This window comes from Arthrobacter sp. U41 (genome assembly GCF_001750145.1).
Taxonomy (GTDB): domain Bacteria; phylum Actinomycetota; class Actinomycetes; order Actinomycetales; family Micrococcaceae; genus Arthrobacter.
Genome location: NZ_CP015732.1, coordinates 3733140 through 3757579 on the forward strand (window position 1 = coordinate 3733140; position 24440 = coordinate 3757579).

25 protein-coding genes and 1 pseudogene are annotated in these 24440 nt (G+C 67.4%); 7 read left to right on the plus strand and 19 right to left on the minus strand.

Going from position 1 to position 24440, the window contains the following annotated elements; genetic code table 11:
- Positions 1 to 3: 3 nt before the first annotated feature.
- The 6 genes from alaS to ASPU41_RS17010 all read right to left on the minus strand — a co-directional run bounded on the left by alaS (position 4) and on the right by ASPU41_RS17010 (position 6531).
- Positions 4 to 2682, minus strand: a complete 2679-nt coding sequence (alaS, locus tag ASPU41_RS16985; RefSeq protein WP_069951910.1) for an alanine--tRNA ligase — start codon at positions 2680 to 2682, stop codon at positions 4 to 6.
- 134 nt (positions 2683 to 2816) lie between these two features.
- Positions 2817 to 3083, minus strand: coding sequence for a DUF6167 family protein (locus ASPU41_RS16990; RefSeq protein WP_442856209.1), 267 nt, complete (start codon positions 3081 to 3083; stop codon positions 2817 to 2819).
- 20 nt (positions 3084 to 3103) lie between these two features.
- Positions 3104 to 3478: a DUF948 domain-containing protein gene (locus tag ASPU41_RS16995; protein WP_069951911.1), complete on the minus strand. Its 375-nt coding sequence runs from the start codon at positions 3476 to 3478 to the stop codon at positions 3104 to 3106.
- A 145-nt stretch (positions 3479 to 3623) separates the two neighbouring features.
- Positions 3624 to 4250 (minus strand): 30S ribosomal protein S4, encoded by a 627-nt coding sequence (rpsD, locus tag ASPU41_RS17000; RefSeq protein WP_069951912.1) that lies wholly within the window; start codon positions 4248 to 4250, stop codon positions 3624 to 3626.
- Positions 4251 to 4445: 195 nt separating this feature from the next.
- Positions 4446 to 4844, minus strand: coding sequence for a cupin (locus ASPU41_RS17005; protein ID WP_069951913.1), 399 nt, complete (start codon positions 4842 to 4844; stop codon positions 4446 to 4448).
- Positions 4845 to 5070: 226 nt separating this feature from the next.
- Positions 5071 to 6531 (minus strand): replication-associated recombination protein A, encoded by a 1461-nt coding sequence (locus tag ASPU41_RS17010; RefSeq protein ID WP_069951914.1) that lies wholly within the window; start codon positions 6529 to 6531, stop codon positions 5071 to 5073.
- 60 nt (positions 6532 to 6591) lie between these two features.
- Here ASPU41_RS17010 and ASPU41_RS17015 point away from each other — a divergent pair, with 60 nt between their 5' ends.
- The 3 genes from ASPU41_RS17015 to ASPU41_RS17025 all read left to right on the plus strand — a co-directional run bounded on the left by ASPU41_RS17015 (position 6592) and on the right by ASPU41_RS17025 (position 8055).
- Positions 6592 to 7251 (plus strand): acVLRF1 family peptidyl-tRNA hydrolase, encoded by a 660-nt coding sequence (locus ASPU41_RS17015; protein WP_069951915.1) that lies wholly within the window; start codon positions 6592 to 6594, stop codon positions 7249 to 7251.
- Positions 7252 to 7392: 141 nt separating this feature from the next.
- Positions 7393 to 7566, plus strand: coding sequence for a CsbD family protein (locus tag ASPU41_RS17020; RefSeq protein WP_069951916.1), 174 nt, complete (start codon positions 7393 to 7395; stop codon positions 7564 to 7566).
- Positions 7567 to 7800: 234 nt separating this feature from the next.
- Positions 7801 to 8055, plus strand: coding sequence for a hypothetical protein (locus tag ASPU41_RS17025; protein WP_069951917.1), 255 nt, complete (start codon positions 7801 to 7803; stop codon positions 8053 to 8055).
- Here the strand turns inward: ASPU41_RS17025 and ASPU41_RS17030 are convergent.
- The 8 genes and pseudogenes from ASPU41_RS17030 to ASPU41_RS17050 form a co-directional block, all read right to left on the minus strand.
- On the minus strand, positions 8045 to 8524 hold the full coding sequence (locus tag ASPU41_RS17030) for a MarR family winged helix-turn-helix transcriptional regulator (protein ID WP_069951918.1): 480 nt from the start codon (positions 8522 to 8524) through the stop codon (positions 8045 to 8047). The two genes, ASPU41_RS17025 and ASPU41_RS17030, sit on opposite strands and share 11 nt — an antisense overlap.
- A 287-nt stretch (positions 8525 to 8811) precedes the next feature.
- On the minus strand, positions 8812 to 9309 hold the full coding sequence (locus tag ASPU41_RS24115; RefSeq protein WP_083266707.1) for an oxidoreductase C-terminal domain-containing protein: 498 nt from the start codon (positions 9307 to 9309) through the stop codon (positions 8812 to 8814).
- Positions 9258 to 9896 (minus strand): annotated as a pseudogene (locus ASPU41_RS17035) (NAD(P)/FAD-dependent oxidoreductase); the annotation flags it as partial. The gene ASPU41_RS24115 and the pseudogene ASPU41_RS17035, both read right to left, overlap by 52 nt.
- Positions 9865 to 10065, minus strand: a complete 201-nt coding sequence (locus ASPU41_RS23105; protein WP_197515692.1) for a hypothetical protein — start codon at positions 10063 to 10065, stop codon at positions 9865 to 9867. The gene ASPU41_RS23105 and the pseudogene ASPU41_RS17035, both read right to left, overlap by 32 nt.
- Positions 10066 to 10110: 45 nt before the next feature.
- On the minus strand, positions 10111 to 10650 hold the full coding sequence (locus tag ASPU41_RS17040) for a cytochrome P450 (protein ID WP_069951920.1): 540 nt from the start codon (positions 10648 to 10650) through the stop codon (positions 10111 to 10113).
- 49 nt (positions 10651 to 10699) lie between these two features.
- A complete protein-coding gene (locus tag ASPU41_RS23775) occupies positions 10700 to 10834 on the minus strand; it encodes a hypothetical protein (RefSeq protein ID WP_269450055.1) in 135 nt (44 codons plus the stop codon).
- Positions 10835 to 11090: 256 nt separating this feature from the next.
- Entirely contained in the window at positions 11091 to 12896 is a 1806-nt protein-coding gene (locus ASPU41_RS22245) for an HNH endonuclease signature motif containing protein (RefSeq protein ID WP_083266586.1), read from the minus strand.
- A gap of 343 nt (positions 12897 to 13239) precedes the next feature.
- Positions 13240 to 14535 (minus strand): MFS transporter, encoded by a 1296-nt coding sequence (locus tag ASPU41_RS17050; RefSeq protein WP_197515693.1) that lies wholly within the window; start codon positions 14533 to 14535, stop codon positions 13240 to 13242.
- Between the two features lie 78 nt (positions 14536 to 14613).
- On the opposite strand from ASPU41_RS17050, the gene ASPU41_RS17055 reads away from it, so the two are divergent.
- Entirely contained in the window at positions 14614 to 15009 is a 396-nt protein-coding gene (locus ASPU41_RS17055; protein WP_083266588.1) for a ClpX C4-type zinc finger protein, read from the plus strand.
- 156 nt (positions 15010 to 15165) lie between these two features.
- Here ASPU41_RS17055 and ASPU41_RS23780 read toward each other — a convergent pair whose 3' ends face one another.
- From ASPU41_RS23780 to aspS, 4 genes are all read right to left on the minus strand, one after another.
- Complete coding sequence (locus ASPU41_RS23780) at positions 15166 to 15288, minus strand: hypothetical protein (protein WP_269450056.1); 123 nt, start codon at positions 15286 to 15288, stop codon at positions 15166 to 15168.
- 59 nt (positions 15289 to 15347) lie between these two features.
- A complete protein-coding gene (locus tag ASPU41_RS17060; protein WP_069951922.1) occupies positions 15348 to 15653 on the minus strand; it encodes an FAD-binding protein in 306 nt (101 codons plus the stop codon).
- A 602-nt stretch (positions 15654 to 16255) separates the two neighbouring features.
- On the minus strand, positions 16256 to 17044 hold the full coding sequence (locus ASPU41_RS17070; RefSeq protein WP_069951924.1) for a GNAT family N-acetyltransferase: 789 nt from the start codon (positions 17042 to 17044) through the stop codon (positions 16256 to 16258).
- 120 nt (positions 17045 to 17164) lie between these two features.
- A complete protein-coding gene (gene aspS, locus ASPU41_RS17075) occupies positions 17165 to 18946 on the minus strand; it encodes an aspartate--tRNA ligase (RefSeq protein WP_069951925.1) in 1782 nt (593 codons plus the stop codon).
- A gap of 109 nt (positions 18947 to 19055) precedes the next feature.
- On the opposite strand from aspS, the gene ASPU41_RS17080 reads away from it, so the two are divergent.
- The gene (locus ASPU41_RS17080; RefSeq protein ID WP_069951926.1) at positions 19056 to 20342 is read left to right on the plus strand and encodes an APC family permease; all 1287 of its coding nucleotides are present in this window, start codon (positions 19056 to 19058) and stop codon (positions 20340 to 20342) included.
- Here ASPU41_RS17080 and hisS read toward each other — a convergent pair.
- Positions 20339 to 21700, minus strand: a complete 1362-nt coding sequence (hisS, locus tag ASPU41_RS17085; RefSeq protein WP_069951927.1) for a histidine--tRNA ligase — start codon at positions 21698 to 21700, stop codon at positions 20339 to 20341. The genes ASPU41_RS17080 and hisS overlap by 4 nt on opposite strands.
- A gap of 256 nt (positions 21701 to 21956) precedes the next feature.
- Here hisS and ASPU41_RS17090 point away from each other — a divergent pair, with 256 nt between their 5' ends.
- Both ASPU41_RS17090 and ASPU41_RS17095 read left to right on the plus strand, forming a co-directional pair.
- Positions 21957 to 22757: a peptidylprolyl isomerase gene (locus tag ASPU41_RS17090; protein ID WP_069951928.1), complete on the plus strand. Its 801-nt coding sequence runs from the start codon at positions 21957 to 21959 to the stop codon at positions 22755 to 22757.
- 61 nt (positions 22758 to 22818) lie between these two features.
- Positions 22819 to 24378, plus strand: coding sequence for a DUF349 domain-containing protein (locus ASPU41_RS17095; RefSeq protein WP_069951929.1), 1560 nt, complete (start codon positions 22819 to 22821; stop codon positions 24376 to 24378).
- Positions 24379 to 24440: the final 62 nt, after the last annotated feature.

The following is a 24440-nucleotide window of genomic DNA, read 5'->3' on the forward strand; positions in this document are numbered from 1 at the left end:
CCGTTATCGCCGGGTGATGGCGTCCACGACGGCTGCGAGGGCCGCGCCGACCTTGCCGGCGTCCGTGCCGCCGCCCTGGGCAACATCATCCTTGCCGCCACCGCCGCCGCCGAGGATTCCGGCGGCGAGGCGCACGAGGGCGCCGGCCTTGACGCCGGCTGCGCGGGCGGCCTCGTTAGTGGCGACCAGGATGACCGGGCGGTCATTGCTCACACCGGCGACCGCAACGGCAGCCGGCTCGGAGCCGAGGCGGGTCCGCAGGTCCAGAGCCAGGCCGCGGAGGTCGTCCGCGCCGCTGACCTGGCCCGCGTCGTGGGCGATAACCTTGACGCCGGCGGCGTCCCGGGCGGTGCCGACCAGCTGCGCGGCTGCCGCCGTGAACTGCTCCTTGCGGAGGCGCTCGAGCTCCTTCTCCGCAGTCTTGAGCTTGGTCAGGGTGGTGGCGATCCGGTCCGTGAGCAGGCCGGAGGGAACCTTGAGCATCTCGGTGAGTTCGGTGACGAGGGCGCGTTCGGCAGCGAGATGCCGGAAGGCATCCATGCCGACGAAGGCCTCAACGCGGCGGTTTCCCGATCCGACGGACTGTTCCCCGAGCAGCGACAGGCTGCCGATCAGCGAGGTGTTCTCGACGTGGGTGCCGCCGCAGAGTTCGCGGGACCAGGCGCCGTCGATCTCCACCACGCGGACCTCGTTGCCGTAGTTCTCGCCGAAGAGTGCCATGGCGCCCAGCGCCTTGGCCTCGGCGAGTCCCATGATCTTGGTCTCCACCCGGTAGTTGTTGCGGATGGCGATGTTGGAGACTTCCTCGATTTCAGAGCGGGTGGCCGGGCTCAGTCCTTCACCCCAGGCGAAGTCGAACCGCAGGTAGCCGGCCTTGTTGAAGGAGCCGCGCTGCAGCGCTTCCGGGCCCAGGATCTGGTGCAGGGCCGCGTGCACGATGTGCGTGCCGGTGTGGGCCTGCTCTGCGGCGTGCCGCCGTTCCCGGTCCACCGCCGCCTGGACGAGGGAGTCGGCACCGATTTCGCCCTCGCGGACGATTGCCTTGTGCACGCTCAGGCCCTTGATGGGGCGCTGGACGTCGAGGACCTCGACGACGAAGCCGTCGCCCGTGATCAGCCCGGTGTCGGCAGCCTGGCCGCCGGCCTCGGCATAGAACGGGGTCTCGGCCAGGACGAGTTCAATCTCGTCGCCCGTGGCGGCCTGGGAAACCTTGCGGCCGCCGGCGAGGATGCCGCGCACCTTGGACTCGCCGGTGAGTTCGGTGTAGCCGGTGAATACGGTTTCCCCGGCGGAGAGCAGCTCCTGGAAGGCGCTGAGGTCCGCGTGGGACCCCTTCTTGCCCTTGGCGTCGGCCTGCGCGCGCTGGCGCTGTTCCAGCATGAGCTTGCGGAACTCGGGCTCGTCGACCTTCAGCCCGGCCTCTTCGGCCATTTCGAGCGTGAGGTCGATCGGGAAGCCGTAGGTGTCGTGGAGGGCGAAGGCGTCGGCGCCGGAAAGCGGCCGGCCGGCGGCCTGGGACTCCTTGACGGCGTCCTCAAGGCGTGCCGTGCCGGACGCGATGGTGCGCAGGAACGCTTTCTCTTCGGCGTAGGCGATCCGGCTGATCCGGTCGAAGTCCGTCTCCACGATCGGGTACACACCCTTCATGGCGTCCCGGGAAGCCGGCAGCAGGTCCGGCAGGCAGGCCCTCTCGACCCCGAGCAGGCGCATCGAGCGCACGGCGCGGCGGATCAGGCGGCGCAGCACGTAGCCGCGGCCCTCGTTGGAGGGGGTGACGCCGTCGGCGATCAGCATGAGGGAGGAGCGGATGTGGTCGGCGACGACGCGCATCCTGACGTCGTCGGTGTGGTGCGGGTCCTGCGCGGATTCGGCGGAGGTGTACTCGCGGCCGGACAGGGCGGCGGCCTTGTCGATGACGGGGCGGACCTGGTCCGTCTCGTACATGTTTTCGACGCCCTGCAGGATCATCGCGAGGCGTTCCATGCCGAGGCCGGTGTCGATATTCTTCTTGGGGAGTTCACCGGTGATGTCGAAGTCGACCTTGGAGCGCACATTGTCGATCTGGTACTGCATGAACACGAGGTTCCAGATTTCCACGTAACGGTTCTCATCGGCGATCGGACCGCCCTCGACGCCGTAGGCCGGGCCGCGGTCGTAGTAGATCTCGGAGCAGGGCCCGGCGGGGCCGGGCTGGCCGGTGGACCAGTAGTTGTCCGCCTTGCCCATCCGCTGAATCCGCTCGGCGGGCATGCCGGTGTTCTTGAGCCAGAGCTGCTCCGCCTCGTCGTCCTCTTCGTAGACGGTGACCCAGAGGTTCTCGGGCGGCAGCCCGTAGCCGCCGTCTTCAACGCTCTTGGTGAGCAGTTCCCAGGCGAACTTGATGGCGTCTTCCTTGAAGTAGTCGCCGAAGGAGAAGTTGCCGCACATCTGGAAGAAGGTGCCGTGGCGGGCCGTCTTGCCGACTTCCTCTATGTCGCCGGTCCGGATGCACTTCTGCACGCTGGTGGCGCGCTTGTAGGGCGCTTCCTCACGGGCCGTCAGGTAAGGGATAAATGGGACCATGCCGGCCACAGTGAACAGCAGGGACGGATCGCTGGAGACCAGCGAGGCGGAGGGAACCGCCGTGTGGCCCTTGCTGACAAAAAAGTCGATCCAGCGCTTGGTGATCTCCTGCGACTTCATGAGCTGATTACATACCCTTCAATATTCACTGCGTTTGTGGTTCGCGCGCGTGCTCCGCGGAACGGTCTGGTCCCGGCCTTGGGCCGTGCCGGCGGCCCCTTAACGGGTGCCGCCCAATTCTCATTCTCTCGCGGCTAGCGCCGGACTGCATCCCGGCCCATGGGGCCCTTGGCGATGGTCTGCTCCAGGCCTGCATCAATGCCCAGGGCACTTCGGAGTTCGGTCTCCCGCTCGGTCATGCCCTCCCGGACGGCGTCGGCGAAGTCGTACAGACCGTCGGCGAGCCGGCCGACCGCACGGTTAAGGCCCTCGGGGCCCAGGTTGGACTGCGCTTCGGTGATCTTGCGGAACGCGATGACGCCGATGGCGACGCCGATTCCCATCCAGATGATTCTGTTCATGTCAGGTTCTCCAGCTGGGATTAGCGGCTGCGGCGGCCGGTGGCGGGCTTTTTGCGGGCAGAAAAGGCAGCTCGCACGCCGTAGCTGAAGGAGGCGACCTTGATCAGCGGCGAACCCACGGTGGCGGCCACGAGCGAGGACAGTGCCGAGATGTTGGCTGACGCGTCGGAGACGTTGTTCGCGATCCCGTCGACCTTCTTCAGCTGCTCATTGGTGGTCGAGACGGTGGCGGTGACTTCGTCCATGAGCGGGGTGGCACCGTCGCTGATCGAACGGATGGAGGTCCGCACTTCGTCGAACACTCCTCCGAGCTTCAGAATCGGTACCGCCAGCAGCAGGACGAGCAGTGCAAACACTCCGGCCGCGATCAGGCCGGCAATATCGCCACCAGTCATAGTCGTTCATCTCCTTGTTGCGTAGTGTCCCTGCGTGCGTCCCCGGCTTAAACAGCCGGCAACCGCAGAACTCCCCCAAGTACCTTACATACAAAGAAGCCCGCGGCGCTTGCCACGGGCTTCTTTGTAAGGTGTCGCGTTGGATCTAGCGTGCGTAGAATTCCACAACGAGCTGCTCTTCGCAGGTCACGGGGACCTCGGAGCGCTTGGGGCGACGGACCAGGCGGGCCTGCAGGGCGTCAAGCTTGACGTCCAGGTAGGCCGGAACCATCGGCAGGACGTCGCGGTGGGCGCCGGCTGCTGCAACCTGGAACGGAGGCATGGACTCACTGCGGCTGTGTACGTGGACCAGCTGGCCCTCAGCGACGCGGAAAGACGGGCGGTCAACGCGGATGCCGTCGACCAGGATGTGGCGGTGGACAACCAGCTGGCGGGCCTGGGCGATGGTGCGGGCGAAGCCTGCACGCAGCACGAGGGCGTCGAGACGCATCTCGAGCAGTTCGATCAGGTTTTCACCGGTCAGGCCCTTGGTGCGGCGTGCTTCTTCGAAGGCACGGGTCATCTGGGCTTCGCGGATGCCGTACTGGGCGCGCAGACGCTGCTTTTCGCGCAGACGTACGGCGTAGTCGGAGTCCTGCTTCTTGCGGGCACGGCCATGCTCACCGGGGCCGTACGGACGGCGCTCCATGTACTTGGCGGCCTTGGGGGTCAGAGCGATGCCGAGTGCACGCGAAAGGCGTGCGGTCCGGCGAGCACGAGTGTTGTTAGCCACTTGTGTCCTTCCAATATCTGCGGTGTGTGTGTGTTACTGGCCTCCACGATGGAGAGCATCGGCCAACCGCTGCCTTTTGCTACTGGGCACAGGGCAAACCCATCTCAACAGCATAAAATGCCGAAATAAGGTGGATTGTGCGTCCGCGCCTTGCCAGACAACGAACAACCTTACCACGTTGGCACCGGCGGACGGTCAGGTCCGGACGTGCAGACCCCGGCCACTGCGCCGTCCGAACGATGCCGCACCGAGGAATTCCACCGCCACGAACGGCGCCGGCCCCGCTACCCATTCATCGTGGCCGGGCGGAATCGCGTAGGTATCGTTGGCGCGGATCGTCAAGCGCAGCCCTTCGGAGGATTCCACTTCCATCATCCCCGAGATGCAGAACCCCAGATGGTGATGTTCGCAGCGTTCGGTCCGCTCGAAAGGTTTGATGGACTCGGACCACCGCCAGCCCGGGCCCAGGATCAGCCGGGCCACCGAGTAGTCGTCCACGGTGACCAGATCGAATTCGGCGTTCTCCGGGCATCGTCTTTTGTCCGGTACATCAAAGGACTTGACCGACAAGGCTGTGACGAAATTTACCGGCATGGGAACACGACCTAGGAACTTGGGCGAAGGAGACCGGCGTGGTGCCGGGCTACTGAGGTGCCGGCCGCCAACCTGAGGTCCGGAAAGCGTGGAGCCGGCACTGTGTGCCGCTTTGCCGTGTGTCAAGGCACGGTCCAAGCACGCACGTTCAGCAGGTCCTTGCTGACTTAAGTCCACGTTAGACCCCACGGACCGGAAGTCAACGGGCACTTTTCTGCCCCTCCGGTCACTTGCCGCGGATGATCCTGCGCAGCCGTTCCAGCCGGGTGGAGATGTCCCGTTCGGCACCGTTGGCCGTCGGCTCGTAGTAGTTCCGGCCCACCAGATCGTCCGGCGGATACTGCTGGGTGGCCACCGAGTGCGGCGCGTCGTGGGCGTATTTGTAGCCCTGCCCGTGGCCCAGCTGTTTGGATCCCGGGTAGTGGGCGTCGCGAAGGTGGGCGGGGATGCCGTTGCCGAGTCCGGCGCGGACGTCCGCGATCGCTTGGTGGATCCCCATATATGCAGCGTTGGATTTGGGCGCGGTGGCGAGGTGGACCACGGCCTGCGCCAGAATGATCCGACCCTCGGGCATGCCGATCAGCTGCACTGCCTGGGCGGCGGCGACGGCGGTCTGCAGCGCCGTCGGGTCCGCCATGCCGACGTCCTCTGCGGCGGAGATAACGATGCGCCGGGCCACGAACCGCGGGTCCTCCCCCGCTTCGAGCATCCGGGCGAGGTAATGCAGGGCGGCGTCCACGTCGGAACCCCGGATGGACTTGATGAAGGCACTGGCGACATCATAGTGCTGGTCGCCGGCGCGGTCGTAGCGCACCGCGGCGACGTCCAGGGCCCGTTCCGTGTGCTTGAGTTCGATCCTCACCGGTGCGTCCTCAGCCCCCGGGGCGGCTGCGGCGGCTTCAACTGCGCCGGCTTCAACTGCGCCGGTATTATCCGCGTCACCGAACGCGACGCCCGCGGCCGCCTCCAGCGCGGTGAGCGCCCGGCGGGCGTCCCCGCCGGAGAGCCGGACCAGGTGCGCCAGGGCTTCGGCGCTGAGGTCCACCTTGCCGCCGAATCCGCGGTGATCGGCCGCGGCCCGCAGCAGCAGCCCCTCGACGTCGGCGTCGGTCAGCGGTTTGAGGGTCAGCAGCAGGGACCGCGAGAGCAGCGGCGAGACGACGGAGAAAGAGGGATTTTCGGTGGTCGCAGCGACCAGGACCACCCAGCGGTTCTCGACGCCGGGCAGCAGGGCGTCCTGCTGGGCCTTGTTGAAGCGGTGGATCTCGTCCAGGAACAGCACGGTGGTTGTCTTGAAGAGATCCCGGGCGGTGAGGGCTTCCTCCATGACCCGGCGGACGTCCTTGACGCCGGCGGTAATGGCGGAGAGCTCCACGAACTTCCGGCCGGGGCCCTTCGCGATGACGTGCGCGAGCGTGGTCTTGCCGGTGCCGGGAGGCCCCCACAGAATCAGCGAACTGGGACCCGCGGGGCCGGTGGCGTCCGTGCCGGCGGCGAGCTGGCGCAGCGGCGAACCCTGTCCGAGGAGGTGCTGCTGGCCCACCACGTCATCGAGGGTCCGCGGCCGCATCCTGACTGCAAGCGGGCTGCGCGGCGAGGCGGCGCGGCGTTCCCCTGACTCTTCGGCGTCGCCGTCATCCTCGATAGCGCCGCCGCTGTCCCGTCCTGCGCCAAAGAGATCATCCACATAGATAGGCTACTTCTAGTTCCCGCCCGCCCCGACACCCCCACAACGGAGATCCGCGCCATGACAACCACCGAAACCCGTGTGGCGTTCGTCTCCGGTGCCCGGCTGCAGGGCTGGGTGGAGCGTTTCGCCGCGAGCCACGGCGAGCTCGTCGAGGAGGAGCTCGACGGCGGGCTGCAGCTGCGTGCCGCCGACGGGGCCGCGGCCCTGCTTCAGGCGCCGTGGCCGGTGGACGGGCGTCCCGGGCGCGGCAGCGGCGCCGTGTCCCGGCTCGCGTCCCTGGCATCCCAGCCGCGGCGCATCGGCGCTGTACTGGTCCGCCGGGGCGGCTACTCGGTGGCCGTGGTCAGCGGCGGCGCTGTCCTCGCGTCCAAGACGGGAACCCGGCATGTCCAGTCCCGGACGGCAGCGGGCGGCTGGTCCCAGCAGCGTTTTGCCCGGCGGCGGGCGAACCAGGCCGATGCCCTGGTGGAGGCCGTGGCGGACCATGCCGCCCGGATCTTCGCGGATCACCGGATCGAGTACCTGGCTCCCGGCGGCGACCGGACCCTGGCGGAGCAGGTCCTTGCCGAACCGGCGCTGAAGCAGTTCGCCGCACGGCCGCGGCTGGCGTTCCTGGACGTACCCGATCCGCGGGCAGCGGTCCTGAAGAAAGCCGCCGCGGACCTGTGTGCGGTGCGGATCCTGGTGACGGACCCGCCGGCGAACGACAGAAGTTAGTGCCCGTGGTTCGGATTTTGTCCATCTCCCTCGCGCTCTCGCGTGCCTGATTTGGTCAGTCTGCTTAGCATTTGGCTAAATTGGGACTAAAATTGGGCTATCAGCCGCCACAGCCCGGCGGCCAACTGTAGGGAGAACGCCATGGGTGTGGATGACAAGATCGGCAATACCGCCGAGAAGATCGCGGGCAAGGGCAAGGAAGCCGCGGGCGAGGCCACAGGTGATGAGAGCCTGAAGGCCGAGGGTAAGGGCCAGCAGGCCGCAGCAGATATCAAGCAGGCCGGCGAGAAGGTCAAGGACGCGTTCAAGGACTAGCCGGACCATAGAAGAGGGCGCAGCTCCCGGGGAGTTGCGCCCCTCCTGCGTCAGTACCCGCCTGCGTCAGTACCCGGCCCGCGCTCTGGACAGGCGCGCCCGGACTCCGTAGATTCAGAACAGTCCTAATTTTCCCTCCGGGGTGGGACCCTTTGCCGCCGGGTGCACGGCCGCAAAGAGAGCCGCTGTAGCCGCACGGTGGCACAACTATTGCACCCGCGGAAAAGAGCCCTCATGGCCATCTCCCACTTCGAACGATTCCTTCTCGACACCACCGTTCCGGATGAAACGCACCAGCCGCTGGGGCCGGACTGCCTCTACGGCCTGTACACAAGCTGGTGCCTGCTGCACCAGATCACTCCCGTGGAGGACATCCATTTCCGGTCCGCCATGGAACGCTGCGGGATCGATTTGCGGAACAGCCGACGACGGATGAGGGGGCCGGCGGCAACCGACTACATCCTGGCAAGTTACCCCACTACTGCCTGACCGGTCGCTGCGTCGCACCGCCGTCAGGGGCGGGACGCGGCGATGGGAGCCGGACCGCGTTGACGAACCTCTCCAGCTGTTCCTGAAAGACCTGCCAGTCTGCCACATCCATTGTTGAAGGGAAGGCGTCGATTTCCGTCTGGCGGGCGGTGGCCAGCGCCGCCCTACCCGCGGATGTCAGCTGCACGTGGAGTTCGCGTCGGTCTGCGGGATTCCGGGTCCTGGTGACGAAGCCCCCAGCTTCCAGACGGGCGATGACCCTACCCAGGGTTTGGCTTTGGACATGCACCTTTGCCGCGAGCTGCTCCTGGTTCAGCGGACGGGGAGCTATTGCTTCGAGGGCGATAACAGCGGCACGGGTCAGGTTCAGTGGTGCCAGCGCCTCGTCCTGACGGCGCCGGATCAGACGGGCCGCTGTCATGACCAAGCGGTAGGTGCCCTGAAGGTTCGGTTCAATATCGCGTGTCATTGGCGCTGCGTTCCTATGTCACATCGAGGACCTGGCAGTGGAGAAAAGAGTCAGGGCCAGAGCACCGCTCTGGCCCTGACTCTCCGCACCCCCTTGAGGTTGAGCAGATCGTCCAGGTGTTGTTAGGCGAACATCCGGTCTCCCTGGATGCGGTGTGTGCGGTAGCAACGCCCGCTGCTGGACATTGCAGTCCCCACCATAAGCATGTCTGGTAACCATTTGGCAAGCATGCTTAGTAATTTCGCTGTCCGGCTGGCGGTCCCGCGGCTACTCCTCCGGCGCCAGGGTTACAGTGGCCCCGTTGAGTTCCTGGCTGAAGCCGAGCTGGCAGGAGTGCCGCGATCCGCACTCCTGGTAGCCCTCCGCCTCGACCGGGAGTTCCAGTTCGTCCGCGCTGCGTTCGGCCAGGGTGTCGAAGATCTCCTTCTCCAGGAAGACGTGGCACGGGGCCGGAAGTCGCTCAGGCCCCCGACGGTGTCGACGGCAGCGAGGCGTCCGTTGCGGAGATAGACCGCGGAAAACCTGCCCCCGGCGGGGTCGCCGCGCACGAACACCTCATCGTCAGGGTGGCGGACACCTGCGGTCTGGAGCCGGACGCCGTGCTGCACGGTCCAGAACCAGGCAATGTCCGGGTCGGCGGCGGGCTGGCCGGGATGTGCGCTGCCACCCTGTCGGCCTGGGTGAGCGCCTTCTGGATGCATTCGAGGCGCTGGCTGGCACCGTCGATGGTGCTGGTGAAGCGCGTGACGTCGCCCGTCGCGTAGATGTCGGGAACGGAGGTCCATCCGTCCTCATCAACGAGGATCCCGTCCTGGCATTCGAGTCCGGCGTCGCCGGCCAGCTCCCGATTGGGCACCACACCGATTCCGGCGCGCACGACGTCGGCCGTGTGGACGGCGCCGTCGGCGGTGACGACCTCTTCGGCACGGTCAGAGCCCTCGACGGCGGTGACCGCGGCGCCAAAGACGAAGCGGACACCATGCTGCCCGTGCAGCTGCTCGAAGAAACGGTACACCGGTTCGGGGGTCACCCGGCTCATCACGCGGTCCCGGAATTCCAGCACCGTGGCCACACAGTTCCTGGCGGCGGCAGCCGCGATTTCGAGCCCGATGTATCCGGCGCCCGTGATGGAGACCCGCACCCCGGGAAGGCCGGCGCCGGGAACCGTCAGCGTCCTGGCGCGCGAACCCGTGGCAATGACGAGCCGATGGTAGCAGTGGCGGATGCCGTCGGACAGCTGGACGGTCCGGCGGTCCGGGTCGATGGCGTCGACGGTAAGTCCTGCCCGCCGGTCAATGCTCTTGTCGTCGTAGAACTTCGCTTTGCGCAGCACGGTGGACTCATCCGCGGCGCCGGACTTGAGGAGTTCCATGGACAGCGGAGGGCGTTCGTATGGCGTCTCCCTTTTCGGCCTCGACCAGCAGGATATCCCCGTCCCACCCGCGGGTGCGCAGTCCTGCGGCCACCGCGACGCCGGAGTGGCCGGCTCCGATGATGACGATTGGATTCAGGCGGTTTTCAGTGGGCTGCGGTTTAGGCATTCGACTCCCCCAGTTCCATGTACGGGTGCTCGGGACCGGAATTGGTCAGATTGTTTCCGCGGACGTATTCGATCGGCTTATGGGGGCGGAGCTTGAGGGAGGCCAGCTTCTCGGCGAGGAGCTGCACCGTGACCAGGACCTCCAGCCGCGCCAGCGGCGCGCCGAGGCAGCTGTGCACACCGTGGCCCAAGCCCCGGTGCCCGTCGGTGTGTTGCGGTCGATGTCGAAGGTCTCGCCGTCGGGGTATTTGTTGCTGTCGCGGTTCGCGGCGGCGGGAAGCAGCCGGACGATGGCGCCGGCGGGGATGCGCACGCCGGTAACGTCCACCTCTTCGATGGTGATGCGGCTGGCGCGCTGCACTGTTCCGCGGTACCGGGCGAGTTCCTCGACGAAGAGGTTTGCGTCCTCCGGATTCCGGCGGATCCGCTCCAGCAGTTCGGGCTGTTCGCTGAAAGCCCGGAAGGCATTGGCGAGCAGAATGGCGGTGGTGTCGTGCCCGGCGACGAAGACGAAGTCGCAGAGTTCCTTGGCTTCCTTCTTGCTGAGCAGGCCGTCCTTCCACATCCGGGCGATGTGGCCGCCCACGGAGTCGCTCCCCCCGTGGTGAAGACGCTCCGTCGTGTCCTTGGTCGCCCTAGGTGCCGTCGTCGACGACCTTGAACGATGCCATGCCTTCCGGCCAGGCGAGTTCATGGGAGTAAGGGGGCAGTCCGGCCGGCCCGGAGGGAGACGCGTCGGCGGGCATTAAGTCAGTGGTGGCAGCAGACATCGTTGTCCTTCTGTCGGAGTGCAGTGAGGTGATGTACGTCTCAACCAAGAGTGCCCAGTGAGCAGCGCTCCACCCCATAGGGCTTCCGTTCATCGGTTGTGGAAGATGCCCGACGGCGGGCGGCGCGGCGGAATCCGGGGTTGCGGGCCGCGCCGGCGCGGGTCGAGGCCTGCGGCGCGGCTTCCGACCCGGGCATCAGGGCGCAGCCGGCTGCGGTTTGGACAGACGCCTCAACCTATCGACGCGACTTGTCCGGTCAGGCGTATTGCAGCAGGAAGTGTTCCAGGATGCTGGCATCGGGTTCTTGCCGGCCAAGATCGTCCACTTTTGCGTCGGGCAATGAGTGCCCGTCCGTGAGGAGGTGCCAGTCCGAGTGAGGGTCTTCGGGCAGTTCCTGTTCCTGTTCCGGATCCAGGCCGGGGTCCGGGGGCAGGCCCGAGTCCAGGTCAATGTCCGGAGCCGGGGGCAGGCCGCGTTCCAGATCAATGTCGTCGTACAGATCCGGCGGCAGGCCGCGATCCAGATCAATGCCGTCGTACAGATCCGGTGGCAGGCCGCGATCCATTTCCGCGTCTCCGTCCGGGCCCGCATAGGCGTCCAGGATTCCGTCCGGCCAGTGGGGTGGTTCCCAGTCCTGCTGTTCGCTGGGGTAGTGCCGTCCGGTCGGGGAGGTCCAGCCGGGCGGGGCGGTTTTGCTGGCCCGGGCCGGTGTCCAGGCTGAGCTGTGTTTGAGCTTGTGGTGTTTGCGGCAGGGCTGTCCGAGGTTGGTGATCCCGGTGGTGCCTCCGTCGGCCCAGGCCAGGAGGTGGTCCGCTTCGTTGTCCAGGGAGTGGTTGTTGCACCCCGGGAACGGGCATCTCCCGTCACGGAGCATCAGCCAGTGCCGCTGGGCTTTGGTGAGGCGGTAGCTGGTCCGGCCGATTTCCAGCGGCGCCCCGTCGCGGGGGTCGATCAGGACCCGGTGGAAGGACCCGGCGCCGTCGGTGATCAGGCGGCGGGCCATCGAGGGCGGGATCGGCCCGTATCCGTCCAGCATCGCCGGTTCCTGTCCGGCGCCGAGCAGGGACAGGACCGGGACGGTGATCAGCACCTGCGCCCGCGGCGACGGCACACCCCCGCCCGCCCCGGCGCACATGCCGTCGGCCGCGCCGGCGCCGGTGCCGCGGCAGGATCCGCAGCTTCCGCCGCCGGCCACGCCGGTGCCCCCGCAGGTACCGCACGTTCTGCCGCCATCCGCTGTTCCGCCGGTGGTGAGCAGCCAGGTGGCGGCGATGTCGGCCCGCAGCTGGGTGAGGGTGCGTGCCTCGTCCGGGCCCTGCAGGGCGCGGGCGGCCGCGGTGGTCCGTTCCCAGATCCCCGCGGCGGTATCGGCCGGAAGGTACGCGGAGAACCAGGCCATCCCGTCACTGTCCGGGCGGAACTCGACCCGCCGGTCCGCGGCGCACCTGGCATGGCGCTGTTCGATGCTCTCCCGGTGGTGGCGTTCACGCCACGTGCGGGCCTTGGCCCGGAACCTGCCCGGGACCAGCTCCCCGGCCGGGCACCCCCGGGCCGGGTTCGGGGCGGCCGGGTCCAGGAAGTGCGCCTCCAGCGCAGCCGCCCCGGCCGGGTCCAGGCTGGTCGTTTCGTCCACCATGATCCGGGCGTGCGCCCAGGAAATCGTGCCCGCCGTCAGCGCCGCGAGGGTCAGCGGCAACGTCTTCGTCAGGGCCAGGCACTCGCCCAGGAACGCCCCCGCGGTCTGCTCGCTCACCGTCAGGACGCAGGCGACCTCCGCGGTCAGCGCCATCTCTTCGCAGGCGGTGTCCTGCAGCGATGCCGACGGCGCCGCCATGGCCTGCGTGTCGCGCACGCAGTCCGCGGCCAGCCGCACCTTCGCCGCTGCCGCCGCGGCCTCCAGCCGGACCATCAGGGCGAGACCGTCCAGTGAATGATCCACACGATCCCACAACGGATCAGCGCGGTCAGCGCAGGCGCCCGGAAAGGCGAAGAGCGCCGCCGTCGCCGCCCCGACCGCCGCCAAAGCCTCCCTGCTCTCCACACTCAAGGCTGAGATATCCATGCACCAAGTACATCAAGGAGCTCTGACAATAAGTTGACTCGGCAGCCGGGCAGCGGGACGGGCGCCGCACCGTCCGGCAACCTTGGAGTTGGGTCGTCTTCAAAGCTCAATCGCGTTCCCGGCCAGGACGACGTCCGGTGCCGCCGGCGCAGACCTTCCACGCCGCGGGGATCAGTTTGCCCGGGGAGCCAATAATTGCCGACGGATTCCTTCTTGCCACGGAACTCGATGCACCTGTTCTGGGAAGTCCAAAATCCTCCCGTTGACCTCACAGCCATCACGCTCTGCTGCAGGGCAGCCCTCGCCTCGCCAGAGTTCTGCCCCTTCCTTACAGCGGCTCGAGTCAGTTCAGACTCGAACTCTCGGAGCCCTCGGGGAATGCTGTCCAGGTCCGCATGGGTGAGATTGCGATTGGGACGGCGGAGACGCCGGCGAGCAGGGCCCAGATCCAGAGCACGGGTAGGACGCCTATCCATGTTGCCACGGCGCCCCCGGCAAGGCTGGCGACAGGCATGACTCCGAGGACGAAGAGCCTGTTGCTGGCCATGACCGTCCCAAGCGCGCCGGAGGACGCGATCCGCGGGATGATCCCGGCCCCCGCTACCGATATGACCACGACAAGGAAGGCCCATCCGAACGAGGAGACCCCGAGCCAGAGTTCCGGGAACCATGGGAGAACCGGGGCAAGGGGCGTCAGCGCGACAGCCGGGGCGCAGGCGACGCCGCCGAGAATCCTGGTCTTGCCAATGCCCAAAAGTGTCAGCACGGCAGGTGCTGCGAAGGAGGCCGCAAGACCGCCCAGGGCTGCGAAGGTGCTGAGGAGCGCGAATACAGCGGGGCTGAGTCCCAGAACGCTGAGGGCGTATACCGCCGTGGCGGCGCTGCCGAACATGGTGGCAGCGTTAAGAATCATTCCGGACAGGAACAGACCCCTGAGCACCGGATGGTGAATTGTGAAGGACAAGCCGGCCCGGGCCGCTCCCCAGAATGGATCGTGTTCCCGGGGCGGCTTGACGTCTTCAATGACCTTGATGCTCCTGAGGGCCAGTGCGGACAGGGTGTAGGCGATTCCGGCAGTCACCAGCGCCAACGGTGCGGCGGTGGCACTGAGCAGCGCTCCCGTCAAAGACGCGGAGCCGACGGCGACCGCGCTGGCTGCCGACTGCAGCCGGGCATGAGCGTCGCTGATCCGATCCCGGCCCACCACCGACGGGACGAAAGCACCATGTGCGGTCGTGAAAACAGCGTCGGCGACGCTGATCAACGCCACGCAAACCAGCAGGTGCCCAAGTGTCATGCCACCGGCTAAGTAAGCCGCCGGCACACTCAGGACCACCAGCGCACGAATCACGTCAGCGGTGATCATCAGCCGGCGTCGACGGAGCCGGTCCACCCAGACGCCAATCGGGAGGCCCAGGACAAGGAACGCACTCGTGCCCAGAGCATTAATGATTCCCACCTCCAGTGCGCCGGCACCGAGCATTGAGACCGCGACGATCGGGATCACGACGCGGCCTGCTTCGTCCCCGACCCCTTCGAACGCGCTGGCCATCCACAGCTTTCGGAAAGCACTCAGCCGCATCAGAGGCTCTGCGGTCGGAAGCCGGCGTTCGGCGTCGTTCCGGATCCGTAAGGTCATGCCTGACACCATGTCAGGCGTCGCCTTACGCGTCAAGTATGCTGGACATCGTCGACGTTTCATCGGAAGGAGACTGTCGTGGAACAGGAACTGTCTTTGGCCGGCCCCTTGATGTGCAGCTTCTGCGCGGCAGCGGCTGGCCCGTCGCGACGGTTGGTGGCAGGTCCCGGCGTTGCCATCTGCCAGGCCTGTGCCGCCGCGTCCTTGGAGCTTTTCCACAGCGATGAAGGAGCACGGGCAGTGGCTCCCTGGGAGCGGATGACTGATGACGAAGTCCTGGCGCACCTGCCGGAAATCGCTGCCGTCGCCTCGCAGGTCGAAGAGCGGCTGAGTGCTTGGGTGGGTACGGCGCGCGACAGAAAGATCAGCTGGGCACGCATTGGCTCGTCCCTGGGAATGACCAGGCAATCAGCCTGGGAGCGCTTTCAGCCCCGCACCGAAAGCCGGCACCGCGCGCGTGGCCGGATGCAGTAGCAATGTGACCCAGGAGCCCACCTCGCCGGTCTTGATCCAGTAACGCAAAACAGCGCCGCCCCCGGCCCCATCCTCAAGGTGCAGCCATGACGCCCTATTGTTTTCGCCGAGTCGACGTGCCGGTGAAACAACTGACCGGGCGGAGCTGCAGAAGCATCACCGCTGCCGGCTGTCACAGGCGGCGGGGACCCGGGCCCACGCCTTGAGTACACGGTCGAAGGCGCTCATCAGCCGCATGACGCGGCTGATGAGCGATTCACCCGAGGGCGATTTTGCCATGGCGCGCCCCGGCCCCTGCGTCGTCGTGAGTCATTGCTCAGTCCGTCGCCGTCAGCTGATCAGATGCCGGCGCCGAAAACGCTGACCGCCGCGGCGCCGACGGCGACCAGGCCGGGTACCGCGGTTCCCACTTCAGTGGTGACCTCGGAGCGTTCGTTGACGCCGATGCCGGCGAAGGTGCCCGGATCACCCATCTGGATCTTGGCTGCATAGAACGGTCCCTTGCCAGCCGGGGCCGGGTTCGGGTTCGGCTTGTGCTCCATATCGCCGCGGAAGTGGTTGTACAGGGTGGAGCCTCGGCCGAATTCGTGGTCGCTCAGGGCCTCATTCCCGAAGCGCTTGCCGTGGCGGTCGACGGCGACCAAGCCCCCATCATCATCCTGGGCATCGCCTAGTGGGTGCGGACGCACCTGGACGGGACCCCGGTCTTCAAAGACGCGCAGAAACAGCATCAGGTCACCCCGAAGCCGGTCAAGGAAGTACTCAAATTTCAGGGCCCCGATGTGCTGCGCGTGGTTGGAATGTCCATCATGGCTGTCATGCAGACCGTATTCACGGCATTCGGGCTGTCGGCATGGCGATGGGAAACCAGCTCGGCCTCGTCCGGGCCGGCTTCGCCCCGATGATCGCCGGTATGCTCCTGGCCCCCGGCGTCACCGGCTGGGTTCCGGTGGCCATCTTCGCCACGGTCTGCATGCTGATCGCGGCCGCCTCGGTGTGCTTCTCCCGCGAGACGTACAAAGACCCCGCTCGAGGAACCGGGCGGACCCTACCTGGCCGGAACTGCCCGGCGACGGGAGCTGCTGGCCGGGGAGACGCTCGCCGGGCCGCAGCAGCCGGCCCGGCCGGCCCGGCCGGCGGCGCAGTTTCCCTGACCCGTTCCGGAGCTCCGCCGTATCCCGGCTCAAGCCCGGCTCCTGCCGCCCCGAACCGTTCGGGTGCGGCAGGAGCCGTTTCAACAGCCGTTTCAGCAGCCGGTGAGGTGCCGCTTTGGCCGTTCCTGCCGGTAGAGGTACCGTGCCGTTTCCTGGAAACCGGCGCGGGCGTACAGTTCCCGGGCCCCGGCATTGGAGGCCATCACGAGCAGCCAGTAGCCGCTCAGGCCCCGGGCGTCCCCTTCGCGCAGCAGGGCCTGCAGGATCCGGTCGGCATAGCCGCGCCGCCGGGCGTCCGGGCGTGTCGCCATGCAGTAGAGCCCGCCCCGGCTGCCGCCCCCGCCCGGAGGGACAGCAAGGCGCCCGACGGCGGCGGGCTGGCCGCCGTCGTCCCGCACGAGGGCATAGAGCGAGGGGCAGCCTTCTAGGATCCCGCAGGCGACGGCGAGGGCAGCAGCGTCACCGCGGCCGTCGACGCTCCACCACAGCCGCAGCCACTCCGCTGAGGGTTCGGCGGAAATCTCGACAGCGCTGTCAATTTCCGGCGGGGCCGTGCCGCCGTCCCGGACCAGCACCAGGGTTTCGGACCGCCGGGTAAACCCTTCCGCGTCCAGCGCGGCGTTCAGCGGTGCGTAGCGCGGGTCCTCGAACACCTGGAGGATCAGCGGCAGCCGGCGGTTCCGGTACCAGAGGCGCGCCTCCCGGAGGGCGGCGAGCAGCCGGTGGGGATCGGCCCCGGGTTCTCGGGGCCAGACGGAGTTGGCCCGTTGGGTCACGCCGGAGGCGGCGCGGAGCACCCAGCCGCCGGATTCCTCCCGCTCGGCGGCAGGCCATGCGGCGTCCATCAGCTCCTCGAGCCTGGTCATCTGTTCAGGCTCCATCGGGCCCCTTTCCGTCGGGCACATCCTGCAGCACTTCCCGCGGCGTGGTTCCGGGACAGCAGCTCCGACAGCAAAGGCTCCCCGGTTGTCCGGAGAGCCTTTGCTGCTGGTCACATCAGGCTACTTGGTGCCGTCCGCCTTCTTGGCCTCCGGCTTGAAGTCCACGCCGGCTTCCTTGCGCTGCTGCGCCGTAATCGGCGCGGGTGCCTGGGTCAGGGGGTCGAAGCCGCCGCCGGACTTCGGGAACGCGATGACGTCGCGGATGGACTCCACGCCAGCCAGCAGCGCGACCACACGGTCCCAGCCGAACGCGATGCCGCCGTGCGGGGGCGCGCCGAACTTGAAGCCCTCGAGCAGGAAGCCGAACTTGGTCTGCGCGTCGGCCTTGTCCAGGCCCATCAGCTCGAAGACCCGTTCCTGGACGTCGCTCTGGTGGATACGGATGGAGCCGCCGCCGATTTCGTTGCCGTTGCAGACGATGTCGTAGGCGTAGGAAAGCGCGGATTCGGGATCCGTGTCGAAGCTGTCCATGAACTCCGGCTTGGGCGAGGTGAACGCGTGGTGCACGGCGGTCCACTGCCCTGCGCCGACGGCGACGTCGCCGGACGCGACGGCGGCTGCGGCCGGTTCGAACATCGGCGCGTCGACGACCCAGCAGAACGCCCAGTCGCTCGGGTTGATGAGGCCGGTGCGGTGGCCGATCTCCACGCGGGCGGCACCGAGCAGGGCGCGGGACGGTGACTTCTCGCCGGCGGCGAAGAAGATGCAGTCGCCCGGATTGGCGCCGACAGCCTCGGCCAGTCCGGCGCGCTCGGTGTCGGTGAGGTTCTTGGCCACGGGGCCGGCGAGTTCGCCGTCCTCCTTGTACAGGACATAGGCCAGGCCCTTCGCGCCGCGCTGCTTGGCCCATTCCTGCCAGGCATCGAGCGCGCGGCGGGCCTGGGAGGCTCCGCCCGGCATCACAACGGCGCCGACGTAGGGTGCCTTGAAGACTCCGAAGTTGGTGTCCTTGAAGAACTCGGTCAGCTCCGTGAGTTCCAGGCCGAAGCGCAGGTCAGGCTTGTCCGAGCCGTAGCGGGCCATCGCGTCGTGGTAGGTGATGCGCTGGATCGGCGTCGGGATCTCGACGTCGATCAGCTTCCACAGTGCCTTGACGATGCTTTCGCCGAGGCGGATGATGTCGTCCTGCTCCACGAAGCTGGCTTCGATGTCGAGCTGGGTGAACTCCGGCTGGCGGTCCGCGCGGAAGTCCTCATCGCGGTAGCAGCGGGCGATCTGGTAGTACTTCTCAAAGCCGCCGACCTGCAGGAGCTGTTTGAACAGCTGCGGGGACTGCGGAAGCGCGTACCAGGAACCCGGCGCCAGGCGGGCGGGGACGACGAAGTCGCGGGCGCCTTCCGGCGTCGAGCGCGTCAGCGTCGGGGTTTCGATCTCGACGTAGCCGTCCTGGTGGAGCAGTTCGCGGGCCACACGGTTGGCCTCGGAACGCAGGCGCATGTTGCGGGCGGGGCCGGGGCGGCGCAGGTCAAGGTAGCGGTGCTTGAGGCGGGCTTCCTCGCCGACTTCGACGTGCTCGTCGATCTGGAACGGCAGCGGCTCGGAGGTGTTGAGGATGGTGACCTTCTCCGCAATGACCTCAATCTCGCCGGTGGCCAGGGCCGGGTTCTCGTTGCCCTCGGGGCGCCGGGAGACGGTGCCGACGATCTGCAGCACGTACTCGTTGCGCAGGCCGTGGAAGACTTCCTCTTCACGGACGACCACCTGGGACACGCCGGAAGCGTCGCGCAGGTCAACGAAGGCGACACCACCGTGGTCACGACGCCGGCCGACCCAGCCGGCGAGGGTTACGGTTTGTCCAATGTGCTCGGAGCGAAGGGATCCGAGGTCATGTGTGCGCAGCACAGCACGCCTTTCTGAAGAAGACAGAGGGAAATCAAAAACTCATGTTCAATAGGATCGCTAACAGGAACGATCCCGTACGAGTTTACCCGTTGGAAAGGCACCTCCCGCCATGGCAAGCCGGCCTCAGAGCAAGCCGTCCCCCGACCAGCACAAACCCCGGCAGCTGCAGCGCCGGCTGGGCGTCCTCGATTCGACCGTGATCGGGCTCGGCTCCATGCTGGGCGCCGGAGTTTTTGTGGTCTTCGCCCCTGCGGCTGCGCTGGCCGGACCCCTCCTGGCCGTCGCCGTGGCCGTGGCCGGCGTCGTCGCCTACTGCAACGCGGTGGCCTCCGCCCAGCTGGCCGCAAGGTACCCCTCCAGCGGCGGCACCTACGTCTACGGGCGGAACCGGCTGGGTGAATGGCCCGGATTCATCGCGGGCTGGGGTTTCGTGACCGGCAAGACGGCCTCCTGCGCCGCGATGGCCCTGACGTTCGGCCATTACGTGGCGCCGGAATTCGCGACGCCGCTGGCGGTGGCCGCCGTCGTGGTCCTGACCGGGGTCAACCTGCTCGGAATCACCCGGACGGCACTGGTGACCCGCATCCTGCTGGCCGTGGTGCTCGCCACCCTCGCCTTCGTGGTGGCCGCCGCGGTTCTGGGGCCGCATGCCGCACCGGACGGTGCCGCCACTGCAGCCGCGTCCGCCTGGGGTGTTCTCCCCGCGGCGGGCCTGATGTTCTTCGCCTTCGCCGGCTACGCCCGGATCGCGACGCTGGGCGAAGAGGTCAAGGACCCCACCCGCACCATTCCGCGGGCCATTCTCGCGGCGCTGGCCGCGGCCTTCGTGATCTACCTGGGTCTGGCGCTGCTGCTGCAGTGGCACCTTCCGGCCGGGCAGCTTGCCGGTTCGACGGCGCCGCTGCTCGACGCCGTCGCCAGCTCGCGGCTCGACGCCGGTGCCCCGTTCGTCCAGGCGGGCGCGGCCGCCGCATGCCTTGGTGCCCTGCTGGCCCTGATCACCGGTGTGGGCCGGACGGCCATGGCGATGGCGCGGGAACGGGACCTGCCGTCCCCACTCGCCCGGGTCGGCGGGGCCCACACGGTTCCGTACCTTGCCGAGCTGACGGTCGCGGCCGCCGTCATCGTGCTGCTGCTGAGCACCAACGTGCTGACCGTCGTGGGCTTCTCCAGCTTCGGTGTGCTCGTCTATTATTCGGTCACGAATGCCGCGGCTTTCACCCTGTCCGCGCGTCCCTGGCATGCCCCGCGCTGGCTCAATGCGCTGGGTTTCCTGGGCTGCCTGGTTCTGGCCGTGACGCTGCCGCCGGCCTCGGTGCTGGGCATGGCGGCAGTGCTGGCCGTGGGTGTCGCCGGTCGCTTCCTTGTGCTGCGGCTCCGGAAAGCGGCCGCCTAGGCCGTGAGGACCCGGACGTGCAGGTCTTCCGCGGCCGGAGCCCAGGTGGCCGGATCGGCGTCGACCTGCTCGCCGGAGCGGATGTCCTTGACCTGGTGCTTGCCGTCGTCGTCGGTGAACCAGACGAAGGGGATGCCTCGGCGGTCGGCGAATTTGATCTGCTTGCCGAACTTCTCGGCCTTTGCCGCCACCTCGGTGGCGATCCCGCGGCTGCGCAGCTCCGCAGCGACGTCCTGCGCTGCGCCCCAGCTGTCATCGCTGTTGAGCGCCACCAGCACGGCAGTCGGCACGGACCGTGTTGCTTTGGCGAGATCCTGGCTGAGGATCCTGGAGACCAGCCGGGTCACGCCGATGGAGAGGCCGACGCCGGGGAACTTGCGGTTGCCCTTGCTCGCGAGGGCGTCGTAGCGTCCGCCGGAGCAGATCGAGCCCAGCTGTTCGTGGCCCACCAGCACGGTTTCCACCACGGTGCCCGTGTAGTAGTCCAGGCCCCGGGCGATGCTGAGATCAGCGACGACCTTGCCCGGCGCCCGCTGGACGGCGGCCGCGATGACCTGCTCCAGTTCTGTCAGGCCCTCCTCGAGCAGCTCATTGGTGACCCCCAAGGCCCGGACCCGCGCCACGAAGGAGGTGTCCTCGGTTCGGATGGCGGCCAGCTTGAGGGCGGCCTGGGCCTGCTCCTCGGTGGCACCGAGCTCGGTCTTGAGCAGCTCGGCGACCTTGGCCGCACCGATCTTTTCAAGCTTGTCGATGCTGCGCAGAACCCCGGCGGTATCGGTCAGTCCAATGCCGTTGTAGAAGCCCTCGGCCAGCTTGCGGTTGTTGATCCGCAGCAGGAAGTCCGGAATCGGCAGGGCGCCGAGGGCCTCGGCGATGACCAGCGCAATCTCGACGTCGTAGCGGAACGGCAGTTCGCCGTCGCCAACAATGTCGATATCCGCCTGGGTGAACTCGCGGGCGCGGCCTTCCTGCGGACGTTCGCCGCGCCAGACCTTCTGGATCTGGTAGCGGCGGAACGGGAAGGCGAGGTAGCCGGCGTTTTCGACGACGTACCGGGCAAAGGGCACAGTGAGGTCGAAGTGCAGGGCCAGGGCGTGCGGGTCGCTCCTGTGTGAGGCGGCGGCAGTGCCCGTTGCGGCGTTGCCGTCGTCGTCCTGCAGCCGGCTCAGACCGTAGACCTCTTTGTCGATCTCACCCTTGCGCAGCAGCTGCCCGACCGTCTCCACGGCGCGGGTCTCGATGGATGAAAAGCCATGGAGTTCGAAGACCCGGCGCAGCGTGTCCAGCACATGCAGCTCCACCAGCCGCTCCTCGGGAAGCCACTCGGGGAATCCGGACAGGGAGGCGGTGCGTGCCATGGTGGATTTTCTCCTCAGGTAAAACCGGCCGGAGTCTCCTTCGCCGCGTGCGGCCGAATCGGGGCGTCCGAAACGGGAACAGATGGGCGGCAGACAGGCCGGGCATGCATAAACTGTGTGCGGCAGTCAGTTTATGCTTTCCGCGCCCGCATCTTCTAATGCGGCCGGGTACAGCCGGATTGCCGGCAGCTTCACCGCTGAACCCGCGACGGCGCCCCGGCACTGTCCCGGTTTCGGCCCTACCCCAGGAGGACTTTTGGCGGCCAGTTCACGGAGCGCCCGCGATGCCAAGCGGCGCGTCCAGCAAATGGAGGCAAAGCGCGAGCTGCGCAAGGAGCAGGACAAACGGCGGAAGCGCGATAACGTCATCGCCGTTGGCGCCGGAACGGCGGCGCTCGTCGTTGCACTCGTGCTGCAGCTGACCGTCTTCTCCGCCAATCCCAGCGAGGACGAATACGCCGCCGCCCAGGCCGGACTGTCCACCCCCTCCGCCACGCCGTCGGCCTCCCCCAGCAATGCCGAGAACATCCCCAAGCCGGAAACGGCGGCGGGCCAGATTTTCACCGGCGAACTCAAGCTCAACAGCGGCACCCTCGGCGTCGAACTGGACGGCGCCAAGGCGCCCCAGGCAGCCGCCGTCTTCAAATCCCTCGCGGACCAGAACTTCTACGCCGGGCTCAACTGCCACCGGCTCACCACGGCCGAGACGTTCGGGGTGCTGCAGTGCGGGTCAAAGTCCGGGGACGGAAGCAGCGATCCGAGCTACACCTGGGGCCCGCTGGAAAACACTCCCCCGGACAACATGTACCCGGCCGGGACGATCGCCGTCGCCAGGAGCGGTGGAAACGCCTACGGCAACGGCACCCAGTTCTTCATTGTGTACAAGGACACTGTCATTCCGGCCGATGCCGCGGGCGGCTACTCCGTGGTGGGGAAGGTGACCTCGGGCCTGGAGGTGGTGTCCAATATTGCGGCCGCCGGACTAAAACCGGGTGATAACGCCACAGACGGCGCCCCTGCGGAACCAGTCACGATAGACTCGTTCTCTCTGAAGTAACCAGCCGTTGCCCTTGTGGCCACGGCCCCGGTATTTCCCTCCAAGCGAAAGACTTCTAGCGGTGACAGACAGTCAGAAATCCGACGAAACAGTGTCAGCAGCAGCTGCCAACGAGAGCGAGACTGAGGCTACGGTGACAGCACAAGCGACAGACACCCCCGGCACCACTGCGCCAGAGACGGCCACCGTGCCGGACGCGGAAGCAACTCCGGCCGAGGCCGCGGCTCCCGCCGAAGAGGAGGCCGCGCCCGAGGCTCCGGCTGCCGCGCGTCCCGCGCCGTCACCGGCTGCCTTCGCTGCCCGGCCCAAGGCCAAGCCATCACCGGCCGCTCCGGCCGCCGCGCCGGCGTCGTTGTCCTCCGCCGCTTCGCTCGCCGAAGCCGCACGCTGGGGCCGCGTTGAAGGCGACGGCCACGTGTTCCTGACCGTCGACGGCGAGGAACATGCAGTCGGACAGTACCCGGGCGTCAGCGATGACGAGGCCCTCGGCTACTTCGCCCGGAAGTACGACGACATCGTCGCGCAGATTCTCCTGCTGGAACAGCGCGTCAGCTCCAAGGCGCCCACCACGGACATGCAGAAGACCGTCGTCCACCTGCGCGAGCAGCTGGCCGAGCGGAACATGGTGGGCGACATTCGCTCCGCCGAGTCCCGGCTGGACACGCTTGCCACGCAGATCTCCGATCTCGAGAAGGCCGAGAAGGCCGAACACGACGCCGTCCGCGCCGCCGAGTTGGCCGCCCGTGAGGCCATCGTCGCCGAGGCGGAAGAGATCGCAGGCCACGACCCGGCCCAGATCCAGTGGAAGACCTCCAGCGCCCGGATGAACGAACTGTTCGAGAGCTGGAAGACCGCGCAGAAGAGCGGCGTCCGGCTCGGCCGCAGCAACGAGGACGCCCTCTGGAAGCGCTTCCGTGCCGCCCGTACGGTATTCGACCGCCACCGCCGCGCTTACTTCTCCCAGCTGGACAGCACCAACTCGGCAGCCAAGGCCGCCAAGGAGAAGCTGATCACCGATGCCGAAGCGCTTTCCTCGTCGACCGACTGGGGCTTTGCCGCCGGCGAATACCGCCGCCTGATGGACGAGTGGAAGGCATCCCCGCGTGCCAGCCGCAAGGACGATGACGCCCTGTGGGCCCGGTTCCGTGCCGCCCAGGACGTCTTTTTCACGCACCGCCAGGCAGCCAACGACGAGATCGACCAGGAATACGGCGCCAACCTCGTGGTCAAGGAAGCCCTGCTGGCCGAAGCCAACGAGCTGCTTCCGATCAAGGACCTCGCAGCCGCCAAGAAGGCACTCCAGTCCATCCGCGACCGCTGGGAAGAGGCCGGCAAGGTTCCCCGCGCCGACATGGGACGGGTGGAAGCCGGGCTGCGCAAGGTCGAGGACGCTGTACGCCATGCCGAGGACGAGAACTGGAAACGGTCCAACCCGGAAACGAAGGCTCGCACCAACAGCGCGCTGACGCAGCTGGAATCGGCCATCGCCGGACTCCGGGATGACCTCGCCAAGGCCGAGAAGGCCGGCGACGAGCGCAAGATCAAGGTCGCCAGGGAAGCCCTCGAGGCCCGTGAGGCCTGGCTGGAACAACTCGAGAAGTCAGCGAGCGAGCTCTCCTAGCCGTCATGCAGTAAAGCAGCAGGCTGTTTGCAGCGGGCCCCGTACCGGTTATCCACATGACC

Bases quoted from the DNA above. Each gene is read 5' to 3' on its own strand.
- alaS (WP_069951910.1), bottom strand. From the start codon at position 2,682: ATGAAGTCGCAGGAGATCACCAAGCGCTGGATCGACTTTTTTGTCAGC.
- ASPU41_RS16990 (WP_442856209.1), bottom strand. From the start codon at position 3,083: ATGAACAGAATCATCTGGATGGGAATCGGCGTCGCCATCGGCGTCATC.
- ASPU41_RS16995 (WP_069951911.1), bottom strand. From the start codon at position 3,478: ATGACTGGTGGCGATATTGCCGGCCTGATCGCGGCCGGAGTGTTTGCA.
- ASPU41_RS17005 (WP_069951913.1), bottom strand. From the start codon at position 4,844: ATGCCGGTAAATTTCGTCACAGCCTTGTCGGTCAAGTCCTTTGATGTA.
- ASPU41_RS17015 (WP_069951915.1), top strand. From the start codon at position 6,592: ATGACAACCACCGAAACCCGTGTGGCGTTCGTCTCCGGTGCCCGGCTG.
- ASPU41_RS17020 (WP_069951916.1), top strand. From the start codon at position 7,393: ATGGGTGTGGATGACAAGATCGGCAATACCGCCGAGAAGATCGCGGGC.
- ASPU41_RS17025 (WP_069951917.1), top strand. From the start codon at position 7,801: ATGGCCATCTCCCACTTCGAACGATTCCTTCTCGACACCACCGTTCCG.
- ASPU41_RS17030 (WP_069951918.1), bottom strand. From the start codon at position 8,524: ATGACACGCGATATTGAACCGAACCTTCAGGGCACCTACCGCTTGGTC.
- ASPU41_RS24115 (WP_083266707.1), bottom strand. From the start codon at position 9,309: ATGGACCTCCGTTCCCGACATCTACGCGACGGGCGACGTCACGCGCTT.
- ASPU41_RS23105 (WP_197515692.1), bottom strand. From the start codon at position 10,065: ATGCCTAAACCGCAGCCCACTGAAAACCGCCTGAATCCAATCGTCATC.
- ASPU41_RS23775 (WP_269450055.1), bottom strand. From the start codon at position 10,834: ATGTCTGCTGCCACCACTGACTTAATGCCCGCCGACGCGTCTCCCTCC.
- ASPU41_RS22245 (WP_083266586.1), bottom strand. From the start codon at position 12,896: ATGGATATCTCAGCCTTGAGTGTGGAGAGCAGGGAGGCTTTGGCGGCG.
- ASPU41_RS17050 (WP_197515693.1), bottom strand. From the start codon at position 14,535: ATGACCTTACGGATCCGGAACGACGCCGAACGCCGGCTTCCGACCGCA.
- ASPU41_RS23780 (WP_269450056.1), bottom strand. From the start codon at position 15,288: ATGGCAAAATCGCCCTCGGGTGAATCGCTCATCAGCCGCGTCATGCGG.
- ASPU41_RS17070 (WP_069951924.1), bottom strand. From the start codon at position 17,044: ATGGAGCCTGAACAGATGACCAGGCTCGAGGAGCTGATGGACGCCGCA.
- ASPU41_RS17080 (WP_069951926.1), top strand. From the start codon at position 19,056: ATGGCAAGCCGGCCTCAGAGCAAGCCGTCCCCCGACCAGCACAAACCC.
- hisS (WP_069951927.1), bottom strand. From the start codon at position 21,700: ATGGCACGCACCGCCTCCCTGTCCGGATTCCCCGAGTGGCTTCCCGAG.